The 19504-nt window shown below is 51.3% G+C and carries 19 protein-coding genes; 12 read left to right on the top strand and 7 right to left on the bottom strand.

Translation table 11 applies throughout. The annotated features are described in order from the left end of the window. Nucleotides 1–180 precede the first annotated feature (180 nt). Genes flhB through flhe form a run of 3 tightly spaced genes read left to right on the top strand, consistent with a single transcriptional unit; the run spans nt 181 to nt 3792 of the window. Nucleotides 181–1329 carry a flagellar biosynthesis protein FlhB gene (flhB, locus tag ACJHX3_RS00605; RefSeq protein ID WP_001278954.1) on the top strand — a complete coding sequence of 383 codons (1149 nt, stop codon included), beginning with the start codon at nt 181–183 and terminating at the stop codon, nt 1327–1329. Beyond that, the gene (gene flhA / locus ACJHX3_RS00610; RefSeq protein WP_000066967.1) at nt 1322–3400 is read left to right on the top strand and encodes a flagellar biosynthesis protein FlhA; all 2079 of its coding nucleotides are present in this window, start codon (nt 1322–1324) and stop codon (nt 3398–3400) included. Before flhB ends, flhA begins: the two co-directional genes overlap by 8 nt. Beyond that, the gene (flhe, locus tag ACJHX3_RS00615) at nt 3400–3792 is read left to right on the top strand and encodes a flagellar protein FlhE (RefSeq protein WP_001259590.1); all 393 of its coding nucleotides are present in this window, start codon (nt 3400–3402) and stop codon (nt 3790–3792) included. Before flhA ends, flhe begins: the two co-directional genes overlap by 1 nt. A 52-nt stretch (nt 3793–3844) precedes the next feature. On the opposite strand, the gene argS is transcribed toward flhe, so the two are convergent. After that, nucleotides 3845–5578 (bottom strand): arginine--tRNA ligase, encoded by a 1734-nt coding sequence (argS, locus tag ACJHX3_RS00620; RefSeq protein ID WP_001025308.1) that lies wholly within the window; start codon nt 5576–5578, stop codon nt 3845–3847. Nucleotides 5579–5793: 215 nt separating this feature from the next. Between argS and ACJHX3_RS00625 the strand changes: the two genes are divergently transcribed. From ACJHX3_RS00625 to torZ, 4 genes are all read left to right on the top strand, one after another. Continuing rightward, nucleotides 5794–6360 (top strand): VOC family protein, encoded by a 567-nt coding sequence (locus ACJHX3_RS00625; protein WP_001304291.1) that lies wholly within the window; start codon nt 5794–5796, stop codon nt 6358–6360. Nucleotides 6361–6373: 13 nt separating this feature from the next. Further along, a complete protein-coding gene (gene cutC, locus ACJHX3_RS00630; protein ID WP_001185732.1) occupies nt 6374–7120 on the top strand; it encodes a copper homeostasis protein CutC in 747 nt (248 codons plus the stop codon). A gap of 385 nt (nt 7121–7505) precedes the next feature. Further along, nucleotides 7506–8606 carry a NapC/NirT family cytochrome c gene (locus ACJHX3_RS00635; protein ID WP_094308282.1) on the top strand — a complete coding sequence of 367 codons (1101 nt, stop codon included), beginning with the start codon at nt 7506–7508 and terminating at the stop codon, nt 8604–8606. Nucleotides 8607–8630: 24 nt separating this feature from the next. Beyond that, nucleotides 8631–11060 (top strand): trimethylamine N-oxide reductase TorZ, encoded by a 2430-nt coding sequence (gene torZ, locus ACJHX3_RS00640; protein ID WP_000176801.1) that lies wholly within the window; start codon nt 8631–8633, stop codon nt 11058–11060. A 34-nt stretch (nt 11061–11094) separates the two neighbouring features. On the opposite strand, the gene cmoB is transcribed toward torZ, so the two are convergent. The 5 genes from cmoB to ACJHX3_RS00665 are packed head-to-tail and all read right to left on the bottom strand — an operon-like array spanning nt 11095 to nt 14676. Further along, nucleotides 11095–12066, bottom strand: coding sequence for a tRNA 5-methoxyuridine(34)/uridine 5-oxyacetic acid(34) synthase CmoB (gene cmoB, locus ACJHX3_RS00645; RefSeq protein WP_000564725.1), 972 nt, complete (start codon nt 12064–12066; stop codon nt 11095–11097). Then, nucleotides 12063–12806 (bottom strand): carboxy-S-adenosyl-L-methionine synthase CmoA, encoded by a 744-nt coding sequence (cmoA, locus tag ACJHX3_RS00650; protein ID WP_000019591.1) that lies wholly within the window; start codon nt 12804–12806, stop codon nt 12063–12065. The genes cmoB and cmoA overlap by 4 nt, the downstream gene beginning before the upstream one ends. A 40-nt stretch (nt 12807–12846) precedes the next feature. Further along, entirely contained in the window at nt 12847–13242 is a 396-nt protein-coding gene (locus ACJHX3_RS00655; protein WP_000252980.1) for an MAPEG family protein, read from the bottom strand. Nucleotides 13243–13294: 52 nt separating this feature from the next. Next, nucleotides 13295–14113: a DUF72 domain-containing protein gene (locus ACJHX3_RS00660; protein WP_000639287.1), complete on the bottom strand. Its 819-nt coding sequence runs from the start codon at nt 14111–14113 to the stop codon at nt 13295–13297. Further along, nucleotides 14110–14676 carry a hydrolase gene (locus ACJHX3_RS00665; protein WP_000891612.1) on the bottom strand — a complete coding sequence of 189 codons (567 nt, stop codon included), beginning with the start codon at nt 14674–14676 and terminating at the stop codon, nt 14110–14112. The genes ACJHX3_RS00660 and ACJHX3_RS00665 overlap by 4 nt, the downstream gene beginning before the upstream one ends. Nucleotides 14677–14985: 309 nt before the next feature. Between ACJHX3_RS00665 and aspS the strand changes: the two genes are divergently transcribed. The 4 genes from aspS to ruvC all read left to right on the top strand — a co-directional run bounded on the left by aspS (nt 14986) and on the right by ruvC (nt 18653). Further along, on the top strand, nt 14986–16758 hold the full coding sequence (gene aspS / locus ACJHX3_RS00670) for an aspartate--tRNA ligase (RefSeq protein WP_001258662.1): 1773 nt from the start codon (nt 14986–14988) through the stop codon (nt 16756–16758). 117 nt (nt 16759–16875) lie between these two features. Continuing rightward, on the top strand, nt 16876–17328 hold the full coding sequence (nudB, locus tag ACJHX3_RS00675) for a dihydroneopterin triphosphate diphosphatase (protein ID WP_001308712.1): 453 nt from the start codon (nt 16876–16878) through the stop codon (nt 17326–17328). 28 nt (nt 17329–17356) lie between these two features. Then, nucleotides 17357–18097 carry a YebC/PmpR family DNA-binding transcriptional regulator gene (locus tag ACJHX3_RS00680; protein WP_000907234.1) on the top strand — a complete coding sequence of 247 codons (741 nt, stop codon included), beginning with the start codon at nt 17357–17359 and terminating at the stop codon, nt 18095–18097. 34 nt (nt 18098–18131) lie between these two features. After that, nucleotides 18132–18653, top strand: coding sequence for a crossover junction endodeoxyribonuclease RuvC (gene ruvC, locus ACJHX3_RS00685; protein ID WP_001295503.1), 522 nt, complete (start codon nt 18132–18134; stop codon nt 18651–18653). Between the two features lies 1 nt (nt 18654). Here the strand turns inward: ruvC and ACJHX3_RS00690 are convergent, their stop codons facing one another. Beyond that, nucleotides 18655–19257 carry a YebB family permuted papain-like enzyme gene (locus ACJHX3_RS00690; RefSeq protein WP_001024936.1) on the bottom strand — a complete coding sequence of 201 codons (603 nt, stop codon included), beginning with the start codon at nt 19255–19257 and terminating at the stop codon, nt 18655–18657. Between the two features lie 70 nt (nt 19258–19327). Between ACJHX3_RS00690 and yobI the strand changes: the two genes are divergently transcribed. After that, entirely contained in the window at nt 19328–19393 is a 66-nt protein-coding gene (yobI, locus tag ACJHX3_RS00695; protein WP_072123646.1) for a stress response small protein YobI, read from the top strand. Nucleotides 19394–19504: the final 111 nt, after the last annotated feature.

The following is a 19504-nucleotide window of genomic DNA, read 5'->3' on the forward strand; positions in this document are numbered from 1 at the left end:
GCCTGATGTGGCGTGACCACGTCATATCAGGCGATGACGCCGCATCCGACAAACGCATACTATGCTTGATGTGTGGCAGCAAAAGCCCTAAATCCCGCCTGTTTTGCCCCTTACTCAAACCATTGAACGCTTTGCGCTCTGGCATCATTTACGCTTAATACTCTTTCCAGGATTGGCGACGTGTCTGACGAGAGCGACGACAAAACAGAAGCCCCCACACCTCACCGACTAGAAAAAGCGCGGGAAGAGGGGCAAATCCCGCGTTCCCGTGAACTGACTTCACTGCTGATTTTGCTGGTGGGCGTTAGTGTTATCTGGTTTGGCGGTGTGTCGCTGGCCCGTCGATTGTCGGGCATGCTCTCCGCTGGGCTGCATTTTGATCACAGTATTATCAATGACCCGAATCTGATCCTCGGGCAAATTATTCTGCTGATCAGAGAAGCCATGCTGGCGCTGCTGCCGCTGATTAGCGGCGTGGTGCTGGTGGCGCTCATTTCTCCGGTCATGCTGGGAGGGCTGGTATTTAGCGGCAAATCCTTGCAGCCGAAGTTTTCCAAACTCAACCCGCTACCGGGGATTAAACGGATGTTCTCGGCACAGACTGGCGCGGAGTTACTTAAAGCAATTTTGAAAACCATCCTGGTTGGCAGCGTGACGGGGTTTTTTCTCTGGCATCACTGGCCGCAGATGATGCGCTTAATGGCAGAGTCTCCGATTACCGCCATGGGTAATGCGATGGATCTGGTAGGGCTATGCGCACTGCTGGTGGTGCTTGGTGTCATTCCAATGGTGGGATTTGACGTCTTTTTCCAAATCTTCAGCCACCTGAAAAAGCTGCGTATGTCGCGGCAGGATATTCGTGATGAGTTCAAACAAAGCGAAGGCGACCCCCATGTTAAAGGGCGGATACGTCAGATGCAGCGAGCGGCTGCACGGCGTCGGATGATGGCCGATGTGCCGAAAGCGGATGTCATTGTCAATAACCCGACCCACTATTCGGTAGCGTTGCAGTATGACGAAAACAAAATGAGCGCACCGAAAGTGGTCGCTAAAGGTGCAGGGCTGGTCGCGCTGCGCATTCGTGAAATTGGCGCTGAAAATAACGTCCCGACGCTTGAAGCGCCGCCGCTGGCGCGAGCGCTGTATCGACATGCGGAGATCGGTCAACAAATCCCGGGTCAACTGTACGCCGCAGTGGCGGAAGTGCTGGCCTGGGTCTGGCAACTGAAACGCTGGCGTCTGGCTGGTGGACAGCGCCCTGTACAACCTACTCATCTTCCGGTGCCGGAAGCCCTGGATTTTATTAACGAGAAACCGACCCATGAGTAATCTGGCCGCGATGCTGCGCCTGCCCGCAAACCTGAAATCGACACAATGGCAGATCCTTGCCGGACCGATTTTGATCCTGTTGATCTTGTCGATGATGGTGCTGCCACTGCCCGCATTCATACTCGACCTGTTGTTTACCTTCAATATTGCCTTGTCGATCATGGTGTTGCTGGTGGCGATGTTTACCCAGCGCACGCTTGAGTTTGCTGCGTTTCCGACCATTCTGTTGTTTACCACGCTGTTGCGTCTGGCACTTAACGTGGCTTCAACCCGTATCATTTTGATGGAAGGGCATACCGGCGCGGCGGCGGCTGGAAAGGTGGTCGAAGCGTTCGGTCACTTCCTCGTTGGTGGCAATTTCGCTATCGGTATCGTGGTGTTCGTCATTCTCGTGATCATCAACTTTATGGTTATCACCAAAGGTGCCGGGCGTATTGCGGAAGTGGGCGCGCGCTTTGTTCTCGATGGTATGCCGGGTAAGCAGATGGCGATTGACGCCGACCTTAACGCCGGATTGATTGGTGAAGATGAGGCGAAAAAACGCCGCTCCGAAGTGACTCAGGAAGCCGATTTTTACGGTTCAATGGACGGGGCTAGTAAGTTTGTTCGCGGCGATGCCATCGCCGGGATCCTTATCATGGTCATAAACGTTGTCGGTGGGTTGCTGGTCGGTGTGCTGCAACATGGCATGAGCATGGGACACGCGGCGGAAAGTTATACGCTATTGACCATTGGCGACGGTCTGGTGGCACAAATTCCGGCGTTGGTGATTTCTACCGCCGCGGGGGTCATCGTTACGCGTGTCAGCACCGATCAGGATGTTGGCGAGCAGATGGTGAATCAGCTTTTCAGTAACCCAAGCGTTATGTTGTTAAGCGCCGCCGTGCTCGGTTTACTCGGCCTGGTGCCTGGAATGCCGAACCTGGTATTTTTGCTGTTCACTGCCGGATTGCTGGGGCTGGCCTGGTGGATCCGCGGACGTGAACAAAAAGCGCCTGCCGAACCAAAACCGGTAAAAATGGCAGAGAATAATGCCGTTGTCGAAGCGACGTGGAACGATGTACAACTGGAAGATTCTCTGGGAATGGAAGTGGGTTATCGCCTGATCCCGATGGTCGATTTCCAGCAGGATGGTGAGTTGCTGGGCCGTATACGCAGTATTCGCAAGAAATTTGCCCAGGAGATGGGGTTTCTGCCGCCGGTGGTGCACATTCGCGACAATATGGATCTGCAACCTGCCCGCTATCGCATTTTGATGAAAGGCGTGGAGATAGGCAGTGGTGATGCTTATCCGGGGCGTTGGTTGGCGATTAACCCTGGTACCGCTGCCGGGACGTTACCTGGTGAGGCGACCGTCGATCCGGCATTTGGCCTGAATGCTATCTGGATTGAAAGTGCGCTTAAAGAACAGGCGCAGATTCAGGGGTACACCGTGGTTGAGGCCAGCACGGTGGTGGCAACGCATCTTAACCACCTCATTAGCCAGCATGCCGCAGAGCTGTTTGGTCGTCAGGAGGCGCAACAGCTGTTGGATCGCGTCGCCCAGGAGATGCCAAAGCTGACGGAAGATCTCGTTCCTGGCGTCGTCACGCTCACCACACTGCATAAAGTGCTGCAAAATCTGCTCGATGAAAAAGTACCGATTCGCGATATGCGCACCATTCTCGAAACGCTGGCGGAACATGCGCCCATCCAGAGCGATCCACATGAATTAACCGCCGTCGTGCGCGTGGCGTTGGGACGGGCGATTACCCAGCAGTGGTTTCCTGGCAAAGATGAAGTCCATGTTATTGGCCTTGATACGCCGCTGGAACGTTTGTTACTACAGGCGTTGCAGGGTGGGGGCGGACTGGAGCCAGGGCTGGCGGATCGTTTGCTGGCGCAAACTCAGGAAGCGCTATCCCGGCAGGAGATGTTGGGTGCGCCGCCTGTATTGTTGGTGAACCACGCGCTGCGACCATTATTGTCTCGTTTCCTGCGCCGCAGCCTGCCGCAGTTAGTGGTGCTGTCGAATCTGGAACTATCTGATAACCGACATATCCGCATGACGGCGACAATTGGCGGTAAATGATGAGAACCTTATTAGCAATATTATTGTTTCCGCTGCTGGTGCAAGCCGCGGGGGAGGGGATGTGGCAGGCGAGTAGTGTGGGCGTTACGCTGAATCACCGTGGTGAGTCGATGTCGTCAGCGCCTCTTTCTACTCGACAACCTGCTGCAGGATTGATGACGCTGGTGGCGTGGCGTTATCAGCTTATCGGCCCGACACCTGCAGGACTGCGGGTTCGCTTGTGTTCACAATCTCGTTGTGTCGAATTAGAAGGGCAGAGTGGAACCACCGTGGCCTTTTCCGGTATACCGGCGATAGAACCGTTGCGATTTATCTGGGAAGTGCCTGGCGGTGGGCGGTTAATTCCGCCGCTGAAAGTACAACGTAATGAAGTGATTGTGAATTATCGTTAATGATAAAAAAGCCGATGTCTGCCATGACATCGGCTTTTGCCGTATAACGCGATTACATACGCTCTACTGTCTCAATACCCAGCGTATCCAGACCCAGTTTCAGCGTCTTCGCCGTCAGTTGTGCCAGTTTCAGACGGCTGTTACGCACTTCTTCGTTTTCTGCGCTGAGGATCGGGCAGTGCTCGTAGAAGCCAGAGAACAGACCAGCCAGATCGTACAGGTAAGCACACATCACATGCGGCGTGCCTTCACGGGCAACCACGGTGAGGGTTTCTTCAAACTGCAGCAGGCGAGCTGCCAGTTGCGCTTCACGATCTTCACGGATGATAACCGGAGCTGCAGCCAGTTGCTCTTCGTCAATTTCTGCTTTACGGAACACGGACAATACACGCGTGTAAGCATACTGCATGTATGGCGCGGTATTACCCTCAAACGCCAGCATGTTGTCCCAGTCGAAGATGTAGTCGGTAGTGCGGTTTTTGGAGAGATCTGCATATTTCACCGCACCAATACCAACCGCGTTAGCCAGTTTTTCCAGCTCGTCAGCTGGCATGTCCGGGTTTTTCTCTGCCACCAGACGGCGTGCGCGTTCCAGGGCTTCATCCAGCAGATCGGCCAGTTTCACCGTACCGCCAGCACGGGTTTTGAACGGTTTGCCGTCTTTGCCCAGCATCATGCCGAACATGTGGTGTTCCAGCGGTACGGATTCCGGTACATAGCCTGCTTTACGGACGATAGCCCACGCCTGCATCAGGTGTTGATGCTGACGGGAGTCGATGTAATACAGCACGCGATCGGCATGCAATGTTTCATAACGATATTTCGCACAGGCGATATCAGTGGTGGTGTAGAGATAGCCACCATCTTTCTTCTGAATGATCACGCCCATCGGTTCGCCTTCCTTGTTTTTGAACTCATCAAGGAATACGACGGTCGCGCCTTCACTTTCTACTGCCAGACCTTTGGCTTTCAGGTCCGCCACGATACCCGGCAGCATTGGGTTGTAGAGACTTTCACCCATGACGTCATCGCGGGTCAACGTCACGTTGAGACGATCGTAGGTGATCTGGTTCTGCGTCATGGTGATGTCGACCAGTTTGCGCCACATCTCGCGGAAATATTCGTCACCGCTTTGCAGTTTGACTACGTAGTTACGTGCACGCTCGGCAAACTCTTCATCTTCGTCGTAATGCTTTTTCGCATCGCGGTAGAAACCTTCAAGGTCAGCCAGCTCCATTTCACCGGCGTTTTCTTGCTGCTGCTTTTCCAGCCACGCAATCAGCATACCGAACTGAGTACCCCAGTCGCCGACGTGGTTCGCGCGAATCACTTTGTGACCGAGGAACTCCAGAGTACGCACTGCCGCGTCACCAATAATGGTAGAGCGCAGGTGACCGACGTGCATCTCTTTCGCCACGTTCGGAGCGGAGTAGTCAACCACAATGGTCTGTTTTTCTGGCGTAGCAACACCGAGACGATCGGACGCCAGCGCCTGCTGAACATGATCAGCCAGGAAGGCTGGATCAAGAAAAATGTTGATAAAGCCAGGACCCGCGATCTCAACTTTGCTGGCGATACCGTTAAGATCCAGATGAGTCAGCACCTGCTCTGCTAATTGTCGCGGTGCCATACCCAGTTTTTTAGCAACTGCCATCATGCCGTTAGCCTGATAGTCGCCGAACTGAACTTTTGCTGACTGACGAACCTGCGGTTCGCAATCCGCAGGCGCGCCTGCCGCAATCATGGCCTGACGGACTTTTTCTGAGAGAAGAGCCTGAATATTCACCGGAATACCTTACATTGATGAAGCGAGCAAAAATTGCCCGCACCAGTTAAAGAAATTAGGGCGGGAGTATACTGCAAATGGCTGTTTTCGTCAGCAACGTGCGCGTGGCGTATTGCCGTTTTCACTATTGCATCAGAAGCGGCGTGAAATCAGCGGTTGGTTGGCGCAGGGCAACAGGGTAAATTAACGCTTTTACTGAAAGACGAAGAGTGATTATGGCGAACTGGCAATCTATCGACGAGCTGCAGGATATTGCATCGGATTTACCGCGATTTACCCACGCATTAGATGAACTTTCCCGCCGTCTGGGGTTGGATATCACTCCACTGACTGCCGATCACATTTCTTTGCGTTGCCATCAAAACGTCACCGCTGAACGCTGGCGTCGCGGGTTTGAACAGTGCGGCGAGCTTTTGTCAGAAAATATGATCAATGGCAGGCCGATTTGTCTGTTTAAATTGCATGAACCGGTACAGGTTGCGCACTGGCAGTTTTCCATAGTGGAGCTACCGTGGCCCGGAGAAAAACGTTACCCGCACGAAGGTTGGGAACATATTGAAATCGTTCTGCCGGGTGATCCAGAAACGCTGAATGCCCGTGCGCTGGCATTGCTTTCTGATGAAGGACTCAGCCTACCGGGGATCTCAGTTAAAACCAGTTCGCCAAAAGGTGAGCATGAACGATTACCGAATCCGACGCTGGCGGTCACCGATGGCAAAACGACCATTAAATTTCATCCGTGGTCCATTGAAGAGATTGTTGCCAGCGAGCAGTCGGCGTAATTAAGGAGCAAAAATGGCATTACTGGAAATTTGCTGTTACAGCATGGAATGCGCGCTAACGGCGCAGCAAAACGGCGCAGACAGAGTTGAATTATGCGCAGCCCCAAAAGAGGGGGGCTTAACGCCGTCGTTGGGGGTACTGAAATCCGTACGCCAGCGGGTGACGATCCCTGTGCATCCTATTATTCGCCCACGCGGTGGTGATTTTTGCTACAGCGACGGTGAATTTGCCGCCATTCTTGAGGATGTGCGCACAGTCCGCGAATTAGGTTTTCCTGGACTGGTGACGGGCGTTCTCGATGTTGACGGGAATGTCGATATGCCACGAATGGAAAAAATAATGGCTGCTGCCGGTCCGCTGGCAGTGACTTTTCATCGCGCCTTCGATATGTGCGCTAACCCTTTAAATACACTCAATAATCTTGCGGAATTGGGCGTTGCTCGGGTACTGACATCAGGGCAAAAATCAGACGCACTGCAAGGTTTATCAAAAATTATGGAACTTATTGCCCATGGTGATGCTCCAATCATTATGGCCGGAGCAGGAGTCCGTGCAGAAAACCTGCACCACTTCCTCGATGCCGGAGTGCTGGAAGTCCATAGCTCCGCGGGAGCGTGGCAAGCCTCACCAATGCGTTATCGTAATCAAGGATTGTCCATGTCATCAGATGCACACGCGGACGAGTATTCGCGTTATGTCGTAGACGGGGCGGCGGTTGCTGAAATGAAAGGAATCATTGAACGCCATCAGGCCAAATGATTTTTACCGTTGCATCATGTCGCCCAATATGATGCTTGCTCGTACCAGGCCCCTGCAATTTCAACAGGGGCCTTTTTTTATCCCTGAATAGTATAAAAAATGAACGATTACCGCGATCTGTTGAGCGGGTGACAGTGCACATAGCGTTGTGCTAAAAATTTTTATATATTCATATTAATTATGTAATTTAAATTACTAAAACTGACAAATATATATTCTAAATAACAACTGGGTTATTCCTTAGCAATTAATGATTACATTGTAATAAATCATATTCTTTATCGATTATTTCAGGCAGTGTTGTGCCGAATTATGCAAGCGGTCAATTCGTTGTATATTTAATTATACAATGATTTCGGTGTTCTGGAATTAATTAGAGGAATCTATGCGAGGGAAAAAACGCATTGGGTTATTGTTTTTGCTGATAGCGGTTGTGGTTGGTGGTGGCGGGTTATTGCTGGCGCAAAAAGCCTTACATAAAACGTCGGATACCGCATTTTGCCTTTCCTGCCACTCGATGAGTAAACCTTTTGAGGAATATCAGGAAACTGTCCACTTTTCTAACCAGAAAGGGATACGTGCGGAATGTGCCGATTGCCATATTCCAAAGTCAGGGATGGATTATTTATTTGCTAAATTAAAAGCTTCTAAAGATATTTATCATGAATTTGTTAGCGGCAAAATAGACAGTGACGATAAATTCGAAACGCATCATCAGGAAATGGCCGAAACAGTATGGAAAGAATTAAAAGCAACTGATTCTGCAACGTGTCGTAGTTGCCATTCTTTTGATGCCATGGATATTGCCTCGCAAGGTGAATCTGCGCAGAAAATGCATAACAAAGCGCAAAAGGACGGCGAAACCTGTATCGATTGTCATAAAGGCATTGCCCATTTTCCGCCAGAAATAAAAATGGATGACAACGCGGCGCATGAACTGGAAAGTCAGGCTGCCACTTCTGTGACCAATGGCGCACATATTTATCCTTTCAAACCTTCCCGCATAGGCGAACTGGCCACTGTGAATCCTGGTACCGATCTCACCGTCGTTGATGCCAGTGGCAAACAGCCGATCGTTCTGTTGCAGGGTTATCAAATGCAGGGCAGTGAAAGCACGCTCTACCTGGCGGCAGGTCAACGGCTGGCGCTAGCCACATTAAGTGAAGAAGGTATCAAGGCGCTGACGGTAAACGGGGAATGGCAGGCTGACGAATACGGTAATCAATGGCGTCAGGCGTCTTTACAGGGTGTGCTTACCGATCCCGCATTAGCGGACCGTAAACCTCTATGGCAATACGCTGAAAAACTTGACGATACCTATTGCGCTGGTTGCCATGCCCCTATTGCCGCTGACCATTACACCGTCAATGCATGGCCGTCCATTGCCAAAGGAATGGGTGCGCGAACCAGCATGAGCGAAAACGAACTGGACATTTTGACGCGGTACTTCCAGTACAACGCCAAAGATATTACCGAGAAACAGTGATCCTCGTTGATCAGGGAGGAAGTTATGACATTAACAAGACGTGAATTTATTAAACACAGCGGTATTGCCGCTGGGGCGCTGGTAGTGACATCGGCTGCACCGCTACCCGCATGGGCAGAAGAGAAGGGTGGCAAAATCCTCACCGCGGGCCGTTGGGGAGCGATGAACGTAGAAGTGAAGGACGGCAAGATTGTTTCTTCGACAGGCGCGTTGGCGAAAACCATACCGAACTCCTTACAGTCTACGGCGGCGGATCAGGTACACACCACGGCGCGTATTCAGCATCCGATGGTGAGAAAAAGCTATCTCGATAATCCACTGCAACCGGCAAAAGGTCGTGGCGAAGATACCTATGTACAGGTGAGCTGGGAACAAGCATTAAAACTGATTCATGAGCAACACGATCGTATTCGTAAAGCTAACGGACCATCGGCCATTTTTGCCGGATCTTACGGCTGGCGATCTTCTGGCGTGTTGCATAAAGCGCAAACCTTACTGCAACGTTATATGAACCTGGCGGGCGGTTATTCCGGGCATAGCGGCGATTATTCAACCGGGGCGGCACAGGTGATCATGCCGCACGTTGTCGGTTCTGTGGAGGTCTATGAACAGCAGACTTCCTGGCCGCTGATTCTGGAAAATAGTCAGGTGGTGGTGTTGTGGGGCATGAACCCGCTGAATACCTTAAAAATTGCCTGGAGCAGTACCGATGAGCAAGGGCTGGAATATTTCCATCAGCTGAAAAAATCTGGCAAACCCGTGATTGCCATTGATCCTATTCGCTCCGAAACCATCGAATTCTTTGGCGATAATGCCACCTGGATCGCGCCGAATATGGGCACCGACGTGGCACTGATGTTAGGGATCGCGCATACCCTGATGACACAAAGCAAACACGATAAAGTGTTCCTTGAAAAATACACTACCGGATATCCGCAGTTTGAAGAGTATCTGACAGGTAAGAGCGATAATACCCCGAAGAGCGCGGCCTGGGCGGCGGAAATTACTGGCGTACCGGAAGCGCAGATAGTCAAACTCGCTGAACTGATGGCGGCGAATCGCACAATGCTGATGGCTGGCTGGGGAATTCAGCGCCAGCAATATGGTGAACAGAAACACTGGATGTTGGTGACGCTGGCGGCGATGTTAGGGCAGATTGGTACACCGGGCGGCGGGTTTGGTTTCTCTTATCATTACTCAAACGGTGGTAACCCGACGCGTGTTGGCGGCGTGCTGCCGGAAATGTCTGCGGCGATTGCCGGACAGGCCAGTGAGGCCGCTGATGATGGCGGAATGACGGCGATTCCTGTTGCCCGTATCGTCGATGCGCTGGAAAATCCTGGCGGCAAATATCAGCATAACGGTAAAGAACAAACGTATCCGAATATCAAAATGATCTGGTGGGCGGGTGGCGGTAACTTTACCCATCACCAGGATACTAATCGTCTGATTAAAGCATGGCAGAAACCGGAGATGATCGTCGTTTCTGAATGCTACTGGACCGCAGCTGCTAAACATGCAGATATCGTATTACCGATCACCACATCGTTTGAGCGCAATGACTTGACGATGACCGGTGATTACAGCAACCAGCATATTGTACCGATGAAGCAGGTTGTCGCTGCGCAATTTGAAGCGCGTAACGATTTTGACGTGTTTGCCGATCTTGCTGAATTACTCAAACCTGGCGGAAAAGAGATCTATACCGAAGGTAGAGATGAAATGGCGTGGCTGAAATTTTTCTATGATGCCGCTCAGAAAGGTGCGCGTGCGCAACGCGTGACTATGCCGATGTTTAATGCTTTCTGGCAGCAAAATAAACTGATCGAAATGCGCCGCAGCGAGAAGAACGAACAGTACGTTCGTTATGGTGATTTCCGCGCCGATCCGGTGAAAAATGCGCTGGGTACGCCAAGCGGCAAAATTGAGATTTACTCCAAAACGCTGGAAAAATTTGGCTATAAGGATTGCCCGGCACACCCAACCTGGCTTGCGCCTGATGAGTGGAAAGGTTCCGCCGACGATAAGCAGTTGCAGCTTCTGACCGCACATCCGGCACACCGTTTACACAGTCAGCTTAACTATGCGGAACTGCGTAAAAAATATGCGGTTGCCGATCGTGAACCGATCACTATTCACACCGAAGATGCTGCTCGCTTTGGTATTGCGAATGGCGATCTGGTGCGTGTCTGGAACAAACGTGGTCAGATTCTGACAGGCGCGGTGGTGACTGACGGGATCAAAAAAGGCGTGGTATGCGTGCATGAAGGTGCATGGCCAGATCTGGAAAATGGCTTGTGTAAAAACGGCAGTGCGAACGTGTTAACGGCGGATATCCCCAGCTCTCAGCTGGCAAATGCCTGTGCCGGTAACTCTGCGCTGGTGTATATCGAAAAATATACGGGCAATGCACCGAAGTTAACGGCGTTTGATCAGCCAGCTGTTCAGGCATAAGACGTGAAAAGCGCCCGGAAACAGGCGCTAATCTTTACGGCTTGCGCGCAATCAGTACCGCGCGTTTAGGCGCAGGATAACCTTCTACCGTCTTACCCGGATCATGCGGGTCGAGAAAATCGGCCAGCGATTCAGTAACCATCCATTCGGTGCGTCGCTGCTCTTCTGTGGTGGTAACGCTCACATCCGCAATGCGAATATCAACAAAACCACACTTCTTCAGCCAGTTTTTCAGCGCCAGCGCGGAAGGGATGAAATAGACATTACGCATTTGCGCGTAACGATCGCCCGGCACCAGCACCGTGTTCTCATCACCATCAATAACCAGCGTTTCAAGCACCAGTTCGCCTTCATTGACCAGTTGATCTTTCAACTGCCAGAGATGCTCCAGCGGTGAACGACGATGATAAAGCACGCCCATCGAAAAGACGGTATCAAAGGCTTTCAATGCCGGAAGCTGTTCAATACCTAACGGTAACAAATGTGCGCGCTGATCGTTACCCAGTAGTTTACGCACCGCTTCAAACTGGCACAGAAACAGTTGCGTAGGGTCGATTCCCACCGCGAGGTGCGCGCCTGCGCCAATCATGCGCCACATGTGATAACCGCTGCCACAGCCGACATCAAGAATGGTGCGCCCGGTTAAATCAGAAAGATGGGGCAGAACGCGATCCCATTTCCAGTCGGAACGCCATTCGGTATCGATGTTGACGCCATACAGTGAGAACGGCCCTTTGCGCCACGGCATCAGGTTGCGCATCAGCGTTTCAATGCGTTTAATTTGCCCGGCGCTCAGTGGCTCTTCGCTTTCGGCGGTTACGCTATGCAATAAATCCAGACGATACGGTTTAATTTCAGGCAGAAATTCCACCGCGTTGGACCACTGCTTAAACAGCCCGTGCTGCTGCTCGCGCTGCCAGTTAGCAATCTGCGCGGGCAGCGTTTCCAGCCAGTGTGAAAGATGATTTTTGGCAATCAGAGAATAAAAGTTACCAAAGTCGATCATGCAGCGTCCTCTGCTTTTAATGCCACCAGGGAACCAAAGTTAAAGCACTGGAACCACAGCTCGCTATGCTCAAAACCAGCTTGATGCAGGCGTGCTTTATGGGTTTCCACAGAATCGGTTAGCATCACGTTTTCCAGCATGCTGCGCTTCTGGCTGATCTCCAGTTCGCTGTAACCGTTAGCACGTTTAAAGTCGTGGTGCATGTTGAACAGCAATTCACCAACTTTGGCATCTTCGAAACTGAATTTTTCCGAAAGCACCAGCGCACCGCCCGGGTTCAGCCCTTGATAAATTTTATCCAGTAACGCCTGACGCTCGGAAGGTTCCAGGAATTGCAGGGTAAAATTCAGTACCACCATCGACGCGTTTTCAATGGCAATATCACGAATATCACCTTCAATAACGTCAACAGGCGTAGGCGCTTTATAGGCGTCGATATGACGGCGGCAGCGTTCAATCATTGCCGGGGAATTGTCGATGGCGATAATTTTACAATTATCATGATGAATGTTGCGACGCACCGAGAGCGTCGCCGCGCCCAGAGAACAACCCAGATCGTAAACCTGCGTACCAGGTTGAACGAAGCGCTCGGCTAACATACCAATCATGGAAATAATATTGGAATAGCCGGGAACGGAACGCTGGATCATATCCGGGAAGACTTCAGCTACCCGTTCATCAAAGGTCCAGTCGCCCAGTCTGGCGATAGGGGCAGAAAATAGCGTGTCGCGGTGAGACATAACGTAAAAATCCGGGAAAAAGAAAGTGGCGTATTGTGCGCTAACGCAGGGAGAAAACCAACTCCCAGGGCATATACCAAAGATTCGCCAGCACCATCAGCAACAGCGCACACCAGGTGGCGCTCATGCCGGAACGTCGCCAGCGGAACAGACGGTGATGAAAACCGTAATAATGCATCAGACGACCAGCAAGCAAAACGATGCCGCAAATATGCACCATCCAGGTTTCTGCGCCATTCATTTCCATAAACAGCATCAGCACAATCGCGATGGGAATATATTCCACCGCATTGCCATGAATGCGAATAGCGCTTTGCAGTTCGCTAAAACCGCCGTCGCCATAGGCAACGCGGTACTGCATTCGCAGGCGAACGACATCAAAAGAGAACTTCATTAATAACAACGCACTTAAAACGGCATATAGCGCGCTTACCATACAAACTCCCTTTAAAATGGCCGATGGCACCTGTCTATGATAGGTGGCAAATTCAGAAAAGAGAAGATTGCTGTGGAATAGCCGGAACTGCTCCGATCTCTGGAAGCGTTTTACGTAAGTCTTCCCACAGGGTATGTACCAGTTCCGGGGCCTGGGCAATATCTGGCGTATGTAAAAAAAGATAAGGCGTAGTGGTCTGATGCCACTGCGCTAATTTTTGTAACCAGACCTGAAATAATTCCCGGTTTTGCGTCATATCATCACTACCGATAAAACGGATCAGCGGATTTGTCGCCGTCAGTACAGCATGTACCGGAACTTTAGGTTTTTTTCGTTGAGCGTCGCGAATAGCTTCACTGTGTGGACGTGCTGCATGAACCGGGCGGCTGTCTAAAATCACCCGATTAACGCCGCGCTGATGTAAACCGCGATTAAGCGTTTGTTCCTCTTCCCCTTTGGCGAAAAACTGTGGATGGCGGACTTCCACACCATAATTAAATTCGCCGGGAAGAGAATCGAGAAAATGCCAAAGCGCAGGCAGATCCCGTGGGCCAAATGTGGCAGGCAGTTGCAGCCAGTATTGCCCAATGCGCGGCGCTAACGGTGACATGCGGGTCAAAAATTCAGTCACTAAATCATCGCAATGCCGTAATGCTGCCTGATGCGAAATGGTCGCCGGAAACTTAAAACAGAAGCGGAAGTCATCTGTGGTCTGCTCACGCCAGCGCAGGACAACCTCGGATTTCGGCAGGGCGTAAAGCGTGGTGTTGCCCTCCACACAGTTAAAGTGGCGGGCATACTCTTCAAGGCTGGTGATCCCCAACCGCACCCATTTAGGATGCGACCATTGCGGCAGACCGATGTAAATCATAACGCGTGGAGGATCTCTTCCACACTGCGCACACGGGCGATGCGTGGGTAGATATGGTTGATGCTGTTATTGTGCTGCTCGGCGCTGGCGGCGCTGCAGGCGTCTTCGGCGATCACCAGGTTAAAACCGAGTTCCCAGGCATTGCGGGCGGTGGATTCAACACCGATATTGGTCGAGATCCCACATAATACTATTGTATCGATACCCCGGCGGCGTAATTGCAACTCCAGATCCGTACCGTAAAACGCACCCCATTGACGTTTGATGATTTCGATATCGCTGTCGGTTGCACCTAGTGCAGCAGGATGTTGCCACCAGTTTTCGGGTAACACTTTAGCGGGGGAGGGGGCATCAACCAGCTGTTTTAATGCTTCGGCATAATCGGCAGACCAGCCAACGCGCACCAGAAACACGGGCTGACCGCTAGCGCGAAATTTCGCCGCCAGCTTCCCGGCGCGATTAACCACCTCATCGGCAGTATGCGGGCCACCGGCAAAAGGTAAGATGCCTTCTTGTAAATCAATCACCACCAGCGCGGTGGTTTTAGCATTAAGTTCAAGCATGATGACTCCTGACAAAACAAAATCGTGCCTCTCACCTTAATGCGATTAGCCGATGGCGGAACGACAAATTTTGTTAATTTTTATGAGTTCGGGCAACACCTTTATAGCAAACTGGCGTAGAGTCTGATTTCAGGCCCGATATAAAGTGGTAACGAGGCGTTCCAGCGCGGGCCAGGCTCTTACGGTGCGGCAGAATTTCCAGTATAATAGCCGCCTTTTTTCATTCAGTTGTGACATACAGCTAACGCTGCGACTTGGTCACCTGCGCAGCAGGGGACATCCGCCGGCAGCTAAGTTAAGGGATATCTCATGCGTACAGAATATTGTGGACAGCTCCGTTTGTCCCACGTGGGGCAGCAGGTGACTCTGTGTGGTTGGGTCAACCGTCGTCGTGATCTTGGTAGCCTGATCTTCATCGATATGCGCGACCGCGAAGGTATCGTGCAGGTATTTTTCGATCCGGATCGTGCGGACGCGTTAAAGCTGGCCTCTGAACTGCGTAATGAGTTCTGCATTCAGGTCACGGGCACCGTACGTGCGCGTGACGAAAAAAATATTAACCGCGATATGGCGACTGGCGAAATCGAAGTACTGGCGTCCTCGCTGACTATCATCAACCGTGCAGATGTTCTGCCGCTTGACTCTAACCACGTCAACACCGAAGAAGCGCGTCTGAAATACCGCTACCTCGACCTGCGTCGCCCGGAAATGGCTCAGCGCCTGAAAACCCGCGCTAAAATCACCAGCCTGGTGCGCCGTTTTATGGATGACCACGGCTTCCTCGACATCGAAACTCCGATGCTGACCAAAGCCACGCCGGAAGGCGCGCGTGACTACCTGGTGCCTTCTCGTGTGCACAAAGGTAAATTCTACGCACTGCCGCAATCCCCACAGTTGTTCAAACAGCTGCTGATGATGTCCGGCTTTGACCGTTACTATCAGATCGTTAAATGCTTCCGTGACGAAGACCTGCGCGCTGATCGTCAGCCTGAATTTACTCAGATCGATGTGGAAACTTCTTTCATGACCGCGCCGCAAGTGCGTGAAGTGATGGAAGCGCTGGTGCGTCATCTGTGGCTGGAAGTGAAGGGCGTGGATCTGGGCGATTTCCCGGTAATGACCTTTGCAGAAGCAGAACGCCGTTATGGTTCTGATAAACCGGATCTGCGTAACCCGATGGAACTGACCGACGTTGCCGATCTGCTGAAATCTGTTGAGTTTGCAGTATTTGCAGGTCCGGCGAACGATCCGAAAGGCCGTGTTGCCGCTCTGCGTGTTCCGGGCGGCGCATCGCTGACCCGTAAACAGATCGACGAATATGGTAACTTCGTTAAAATCTACGGCGCGAAAGGTCTGGCTTACATTAAAGTTAACGAGCGCGCGAAAGGTCTGGAAGGTATCAACAGCCCGGTAGCGAAGTTCCTTAATGCAGAAATCATCGAAGCCATCCTGGATCGTACTGCCGCGCAAGATGGCGATATGATTTTCTTCGGTGCCGACAATAAGAAAATTGTTGCCGACGCGATGGGCGCACTGCGCCTGAAAGTGGGTAAAGACCTTGGTCTGACCGACGAAAGCAAATGGGCTCCGCTGTGGGTTATCGACTTCCCGATGTTTGAAGACGACGGTGAAGGCGGCCTGACGGCAATGCACCATCCGTTCACCTCACCGAAAGACATGACTGCTGCAGAACTGAAAGCTGCACCAGAAAATGCGGTGGCGAACGCTTACGATATGGTTATCAATGGTTACGAAGTGGGCGGTGGTTCTGTGCGTATCCATAATGGTGATATGCAGCAGACGGTGTTTGGTATTCTGGGTATCAACGAAGAGGAACAGCGCGAGAAATTCGGCTTCCTGCTCGACGCCCTGAAATACGGTACTCCGCCGCACGCAGGTCTGGCATTTGGTCTTGACCGTTTGACCATGCTGCTGACCGGCACCGACAATATCCGTGACGTTATCGCCTTCCCGAAAACCACGGCGGCAGCATGTCTGATGACTGAAGCACCGAGCTTTGCTAACCCGACTGCACTGGCTGAGCTGAGCATTCAGGTTGTGAAGAAGGCAGAGAATAACTGATATGACTCAAATACACGAAATCATTCGCGTTGCATCGAGGCGGCAACTGAGTGAACTCCCATGAGCATAGATAACTATGTGAATGGGATGAGCGAAGGCAGTCAACGAAGAGGCAGCGTGAAGGATAAAGTGTATAAGCGTCCCGTTTCGATCTTAGTGGTCATCTATGCACAAGATACGAAACGGGTGCTGATGTTGCAGCGGCGTGACGATCCCGATTTCTGGCAGTCGGTAACCGGCAGCGTGGAAGAGGGTGAAACCGCGCCGCAAGCTGCCATGCGCGAAGTAAAGGAAGAGGTCACCATCGATGTTGTCGCTGAACAACTGACCTTAATTGACTGTCAGCGCACGGTAGAATTTGAAATTTTTTCACATTTACGTCATCGCTATGCGCCGGGCGTGACGCGTAATACGGAATCATGGTTCTGTCTTGCGCTCCCGCACGAACGCCAGGTCGTCTTCACTGAACATCTGGCCTACAAGTGGCTTGATGCGCCTGCTGCGGCGGCGCTCACTAAGTCCTGGAGCAACCGGCAGGCGATTGAACAGTTTGTAATTAACGCTGCCTGAACAGGCAGGGCTATCTGGAGATATTTTTATGGCAGGTCATAGTAAATGGGCCAACACCAGACATCGTAAAGCTGCGCAGGATGCTAAGCGCGGTAAAATCTTCACTAAAATCATTCGTGAGCTGGTAACCGCGGCTAAGCTGGGCGGTGGTGACCCGGACGCTAACCCGCGTCTGCGTGCAGCAATTGATAAAGCATTGTCTAACAACATGACCCGTGACACTCTGAACCGCGCAATCGCACGTGGTGTGGGGGGGGATGATGATGCAAACATGGAAACCATCATCTACGAAGGTTACGGTCCTGGCGGCACGGCAATCATGATTGAATGTCTGTCTGACAACCGCAACCGTACCGTTGCTGAAGTGCGCCATGCATTCAGTAAATGTGGCGGTAACCTCGGTACTGATGGTTCCGTAGCTTATCTGTTCAGCAAAAAAGGCGTGATCTCCTTCGAGAAAGGCGATGAAGACACCATCATGGAAGCAGCCCTGGAAGCAGGTGCTGAAGACGTTGTGACCTATGATGACGGCGCAATTGATGTCTACACTGCATGGGAAGAAATGGGTAAAGTGCGCGACGCTCTGGAAGCGGCAGGTCTGAAAGCAGACAGCGCGGAAGTTTCCATGATCCCGTCCACCAAAGCTGATATGGATGCAGAAACCGCACCGAAACTGATGCGTCTGATCGATATGCTGGAAGATTGCGACGACGTGCAGGAAGTCTACCATAACGGTGAAATCTCTGATGAGGTTGCAGCGACTCTCTGATGGGGCCTGCTAAACAGCAAAACGGAGACGCGTGATGGCTATTATTCTCGGCATTGACCCGGGTTCGCGCGTGACCGGCTATGGCGTCATCCGCCAGGTAGGCAGGCAATTGTCCTACCTGGGTAGCGGATGCATACGCACCAAAGTGGATGATTTACCGTCTCGTCTGAAGCTCATCTATGCGGGCGTGACGGAAATCATTACCCAGTTCCAGCCTGATTATTTCGCCATTGAACAAGTCTTTATGGCGAAGAACGCTGACTCAGCCCTGAAACTGGGGCAGGCACGCGGCGTGGCGATTGTGGCGGCGGTGAATCAGGAATTGCCGGTATTTGAATATGCGGCACGTCAGGTAAAGCAAACGGTGGTAGGTATTGGTAGTGCTGAAAAAAGCCAGGTGCAGCATATGGTCCGCACCTTGCTGAAACTGCCCGCTAATCCACAGGCGGATGCTGCCGATGCATTAGCTATCGCGATTACCCATTGTCACGTCAGTCAGAATGCGATGCAGATGAGCGAATCGCGGCTGAACCTGGCGAGAGGGCGACTGCGTTAAGTTATACCGCCTCGGTCAGTTCCGGCTGAGGCGTTTCCACTCCCTCCGCATGAATCAACACCAAACCCGGATGATGCCACAAACTGGCTGGCGTGACGGTTTTACGCTCCCACGGAATAGAACCTAAGAACCAGAATTTCCAGAAAGTGAGTTTTGCATTCGGATTGCTATTTAACAATTCTCCAAACGTCTCTATTTCACCCACCGGAATACATAGCGCCTTTTTATAAATATCAAAAACAAATTTTGAACAGAACTGGCGCGAAGATTCGTATTTAAAACCGGTGTGGTAAAGTTTGCGTAGCCGGGAGGGAACCTGTTCAACAATTCGTTGTTTTTGTTGTTCTGTAAGCCCGGCGTCTAATCGCTTTATAGCATAGCGTTGATTAGAAGAACGTTTAATAAAACGAGATAGCGTGGTGATGGTTGAAAGGGGAACCCGGCTTTCTGCAACCATGAAGTCTTCACCGTTATGACCGATAATGATCCCGACGTGATTACTCCAGCAATTTGATGCAGCTGATATTTGACCAAATAAGGCAGCACCTATACATGTAAAGACGATATCACCAATTTCATATTCAGCAGGATAATTAATATTCACATTGTCATTCCATTGAAATAGATACGAATATACGTAATAGCATAAAAAATTTATTTTTTCAGGAGGCGCAATATGTATTTTTATTACGCATTTCTTCGCTGAATATGTAATATTTAAATATTTGCTTCCAATATAACCTGTAGAAAAAATTCTACTGCGCCATTTTTCAGATCATCGGGACGCCTCGCAAGTTTTCTTCATCCTTCGCTGGATATCTATCCAGCATTTTTTTATCATACAGCATTAT

It is taken from the genome of Escherichia sp. WS1265 (assembly GCF_046487585.1).
GTDB classification, from domain to species: Bacteria; Pseudomonadota; Gammaproteobacteria; order Enterobacterales; family Enterobacteriaceae; genus Escherichia; species Escherichia coli.

Bases quoted from the DNA above. Each gene is read 5' to 3' on its own strand.
- ACJHX3_RS00625 (WP_001304291.1), top strand. From the start codon at position 5,794: ATGGCGAACTGGCAATCTATCGACGAGCTGCAGGATATTGCATCGGAT.
- ruvC (WP_001295503.1), top strand. From the start codon at position 18,132: ATGGCTATTATTCTCGGCATTGACCCGGGTTCGCGCGTGACCGGCTAT.
- cmoA (WP_000019591.1), bottom strand. From the start codon at position 12,806: ATGTCTCACCGCGACACGCTATTTTCTGCCCCTATCGCCAGACTGGGC.
- ACJHX3_RS00680 (WP_000907234.1), top strand. From the start codon at position 17,357: ATGGCAGGTCATAGTAAATGGGCCAACACCAGACATCGTAAAGCTGCG.
- ACJHX3_RS00655 (WP_000252980.1), bottom strand. From the start codon at position 13,242: ATGGTAAGCGCGCTATATGCCGTTTTAAGTGCGTTGTTATTAATGAAG.
- flhe (WP_001259590.1), top strand. From the start codon at position 3,400: ATGAGAACCTTATTAGCAATATTATTGTTTCCGCTGCTGGTGCAAGCC.
- flhA (WP_000066967.1), top strand. From the start codon at position 1,322: ATGAGTAATCTGGCCGCGATGCTGCGCCTGCCCGCAAACCTGAAATCG.
- ACJHX3_RS00635 (WP_094308282.1), top strand. From the start codon at position 7,506: ATGCGAGGGAAAAAACGCATTGGGTTATTGTTTTTGCTGATAGCGGTT.
- cutC (WP_001185732.1), top strand. From the start codon at position 6,374: ATGGCATTACTGGAAATTTGCTGTTACAGCATGGAATGCGCGCTAACG.
- aspS (WP_001258662.1), top strand. From the start codon at position 14,986: ATGCGTACAGAATATTGTGGACAGCTCCGTTTGTCCCACGTGGGGCAG.
- ACJHX3_RS00660 (WP_000639287.1), bottom strand. From the start codon at position 14,113: ATGATTTACATCGGTCTGCCGCAATGGTCGCATCCTAAATGGGTGCGG.
- cmoB (WP_000564725.1), bottom strand. From the start codon at position 12,066: ATGATCGACTTTGGTAACTTTTATTCTCTGATTGCCAAAAATCATCTT.
- ACJHX3_RS00665 (WP_000891612.1), bottom strand. From the start codon at position 14,676: ATGCTTGAACTTAATGCTAAAACCACCGCGCTGGTGGTGATTGATTTA.
- torZ (WP_000176801.1), top strand. From the start codon at position 8,631: ATGACATTAACAAGACGTGAATTTATTAAACACAGCGGTATTGCCGCT.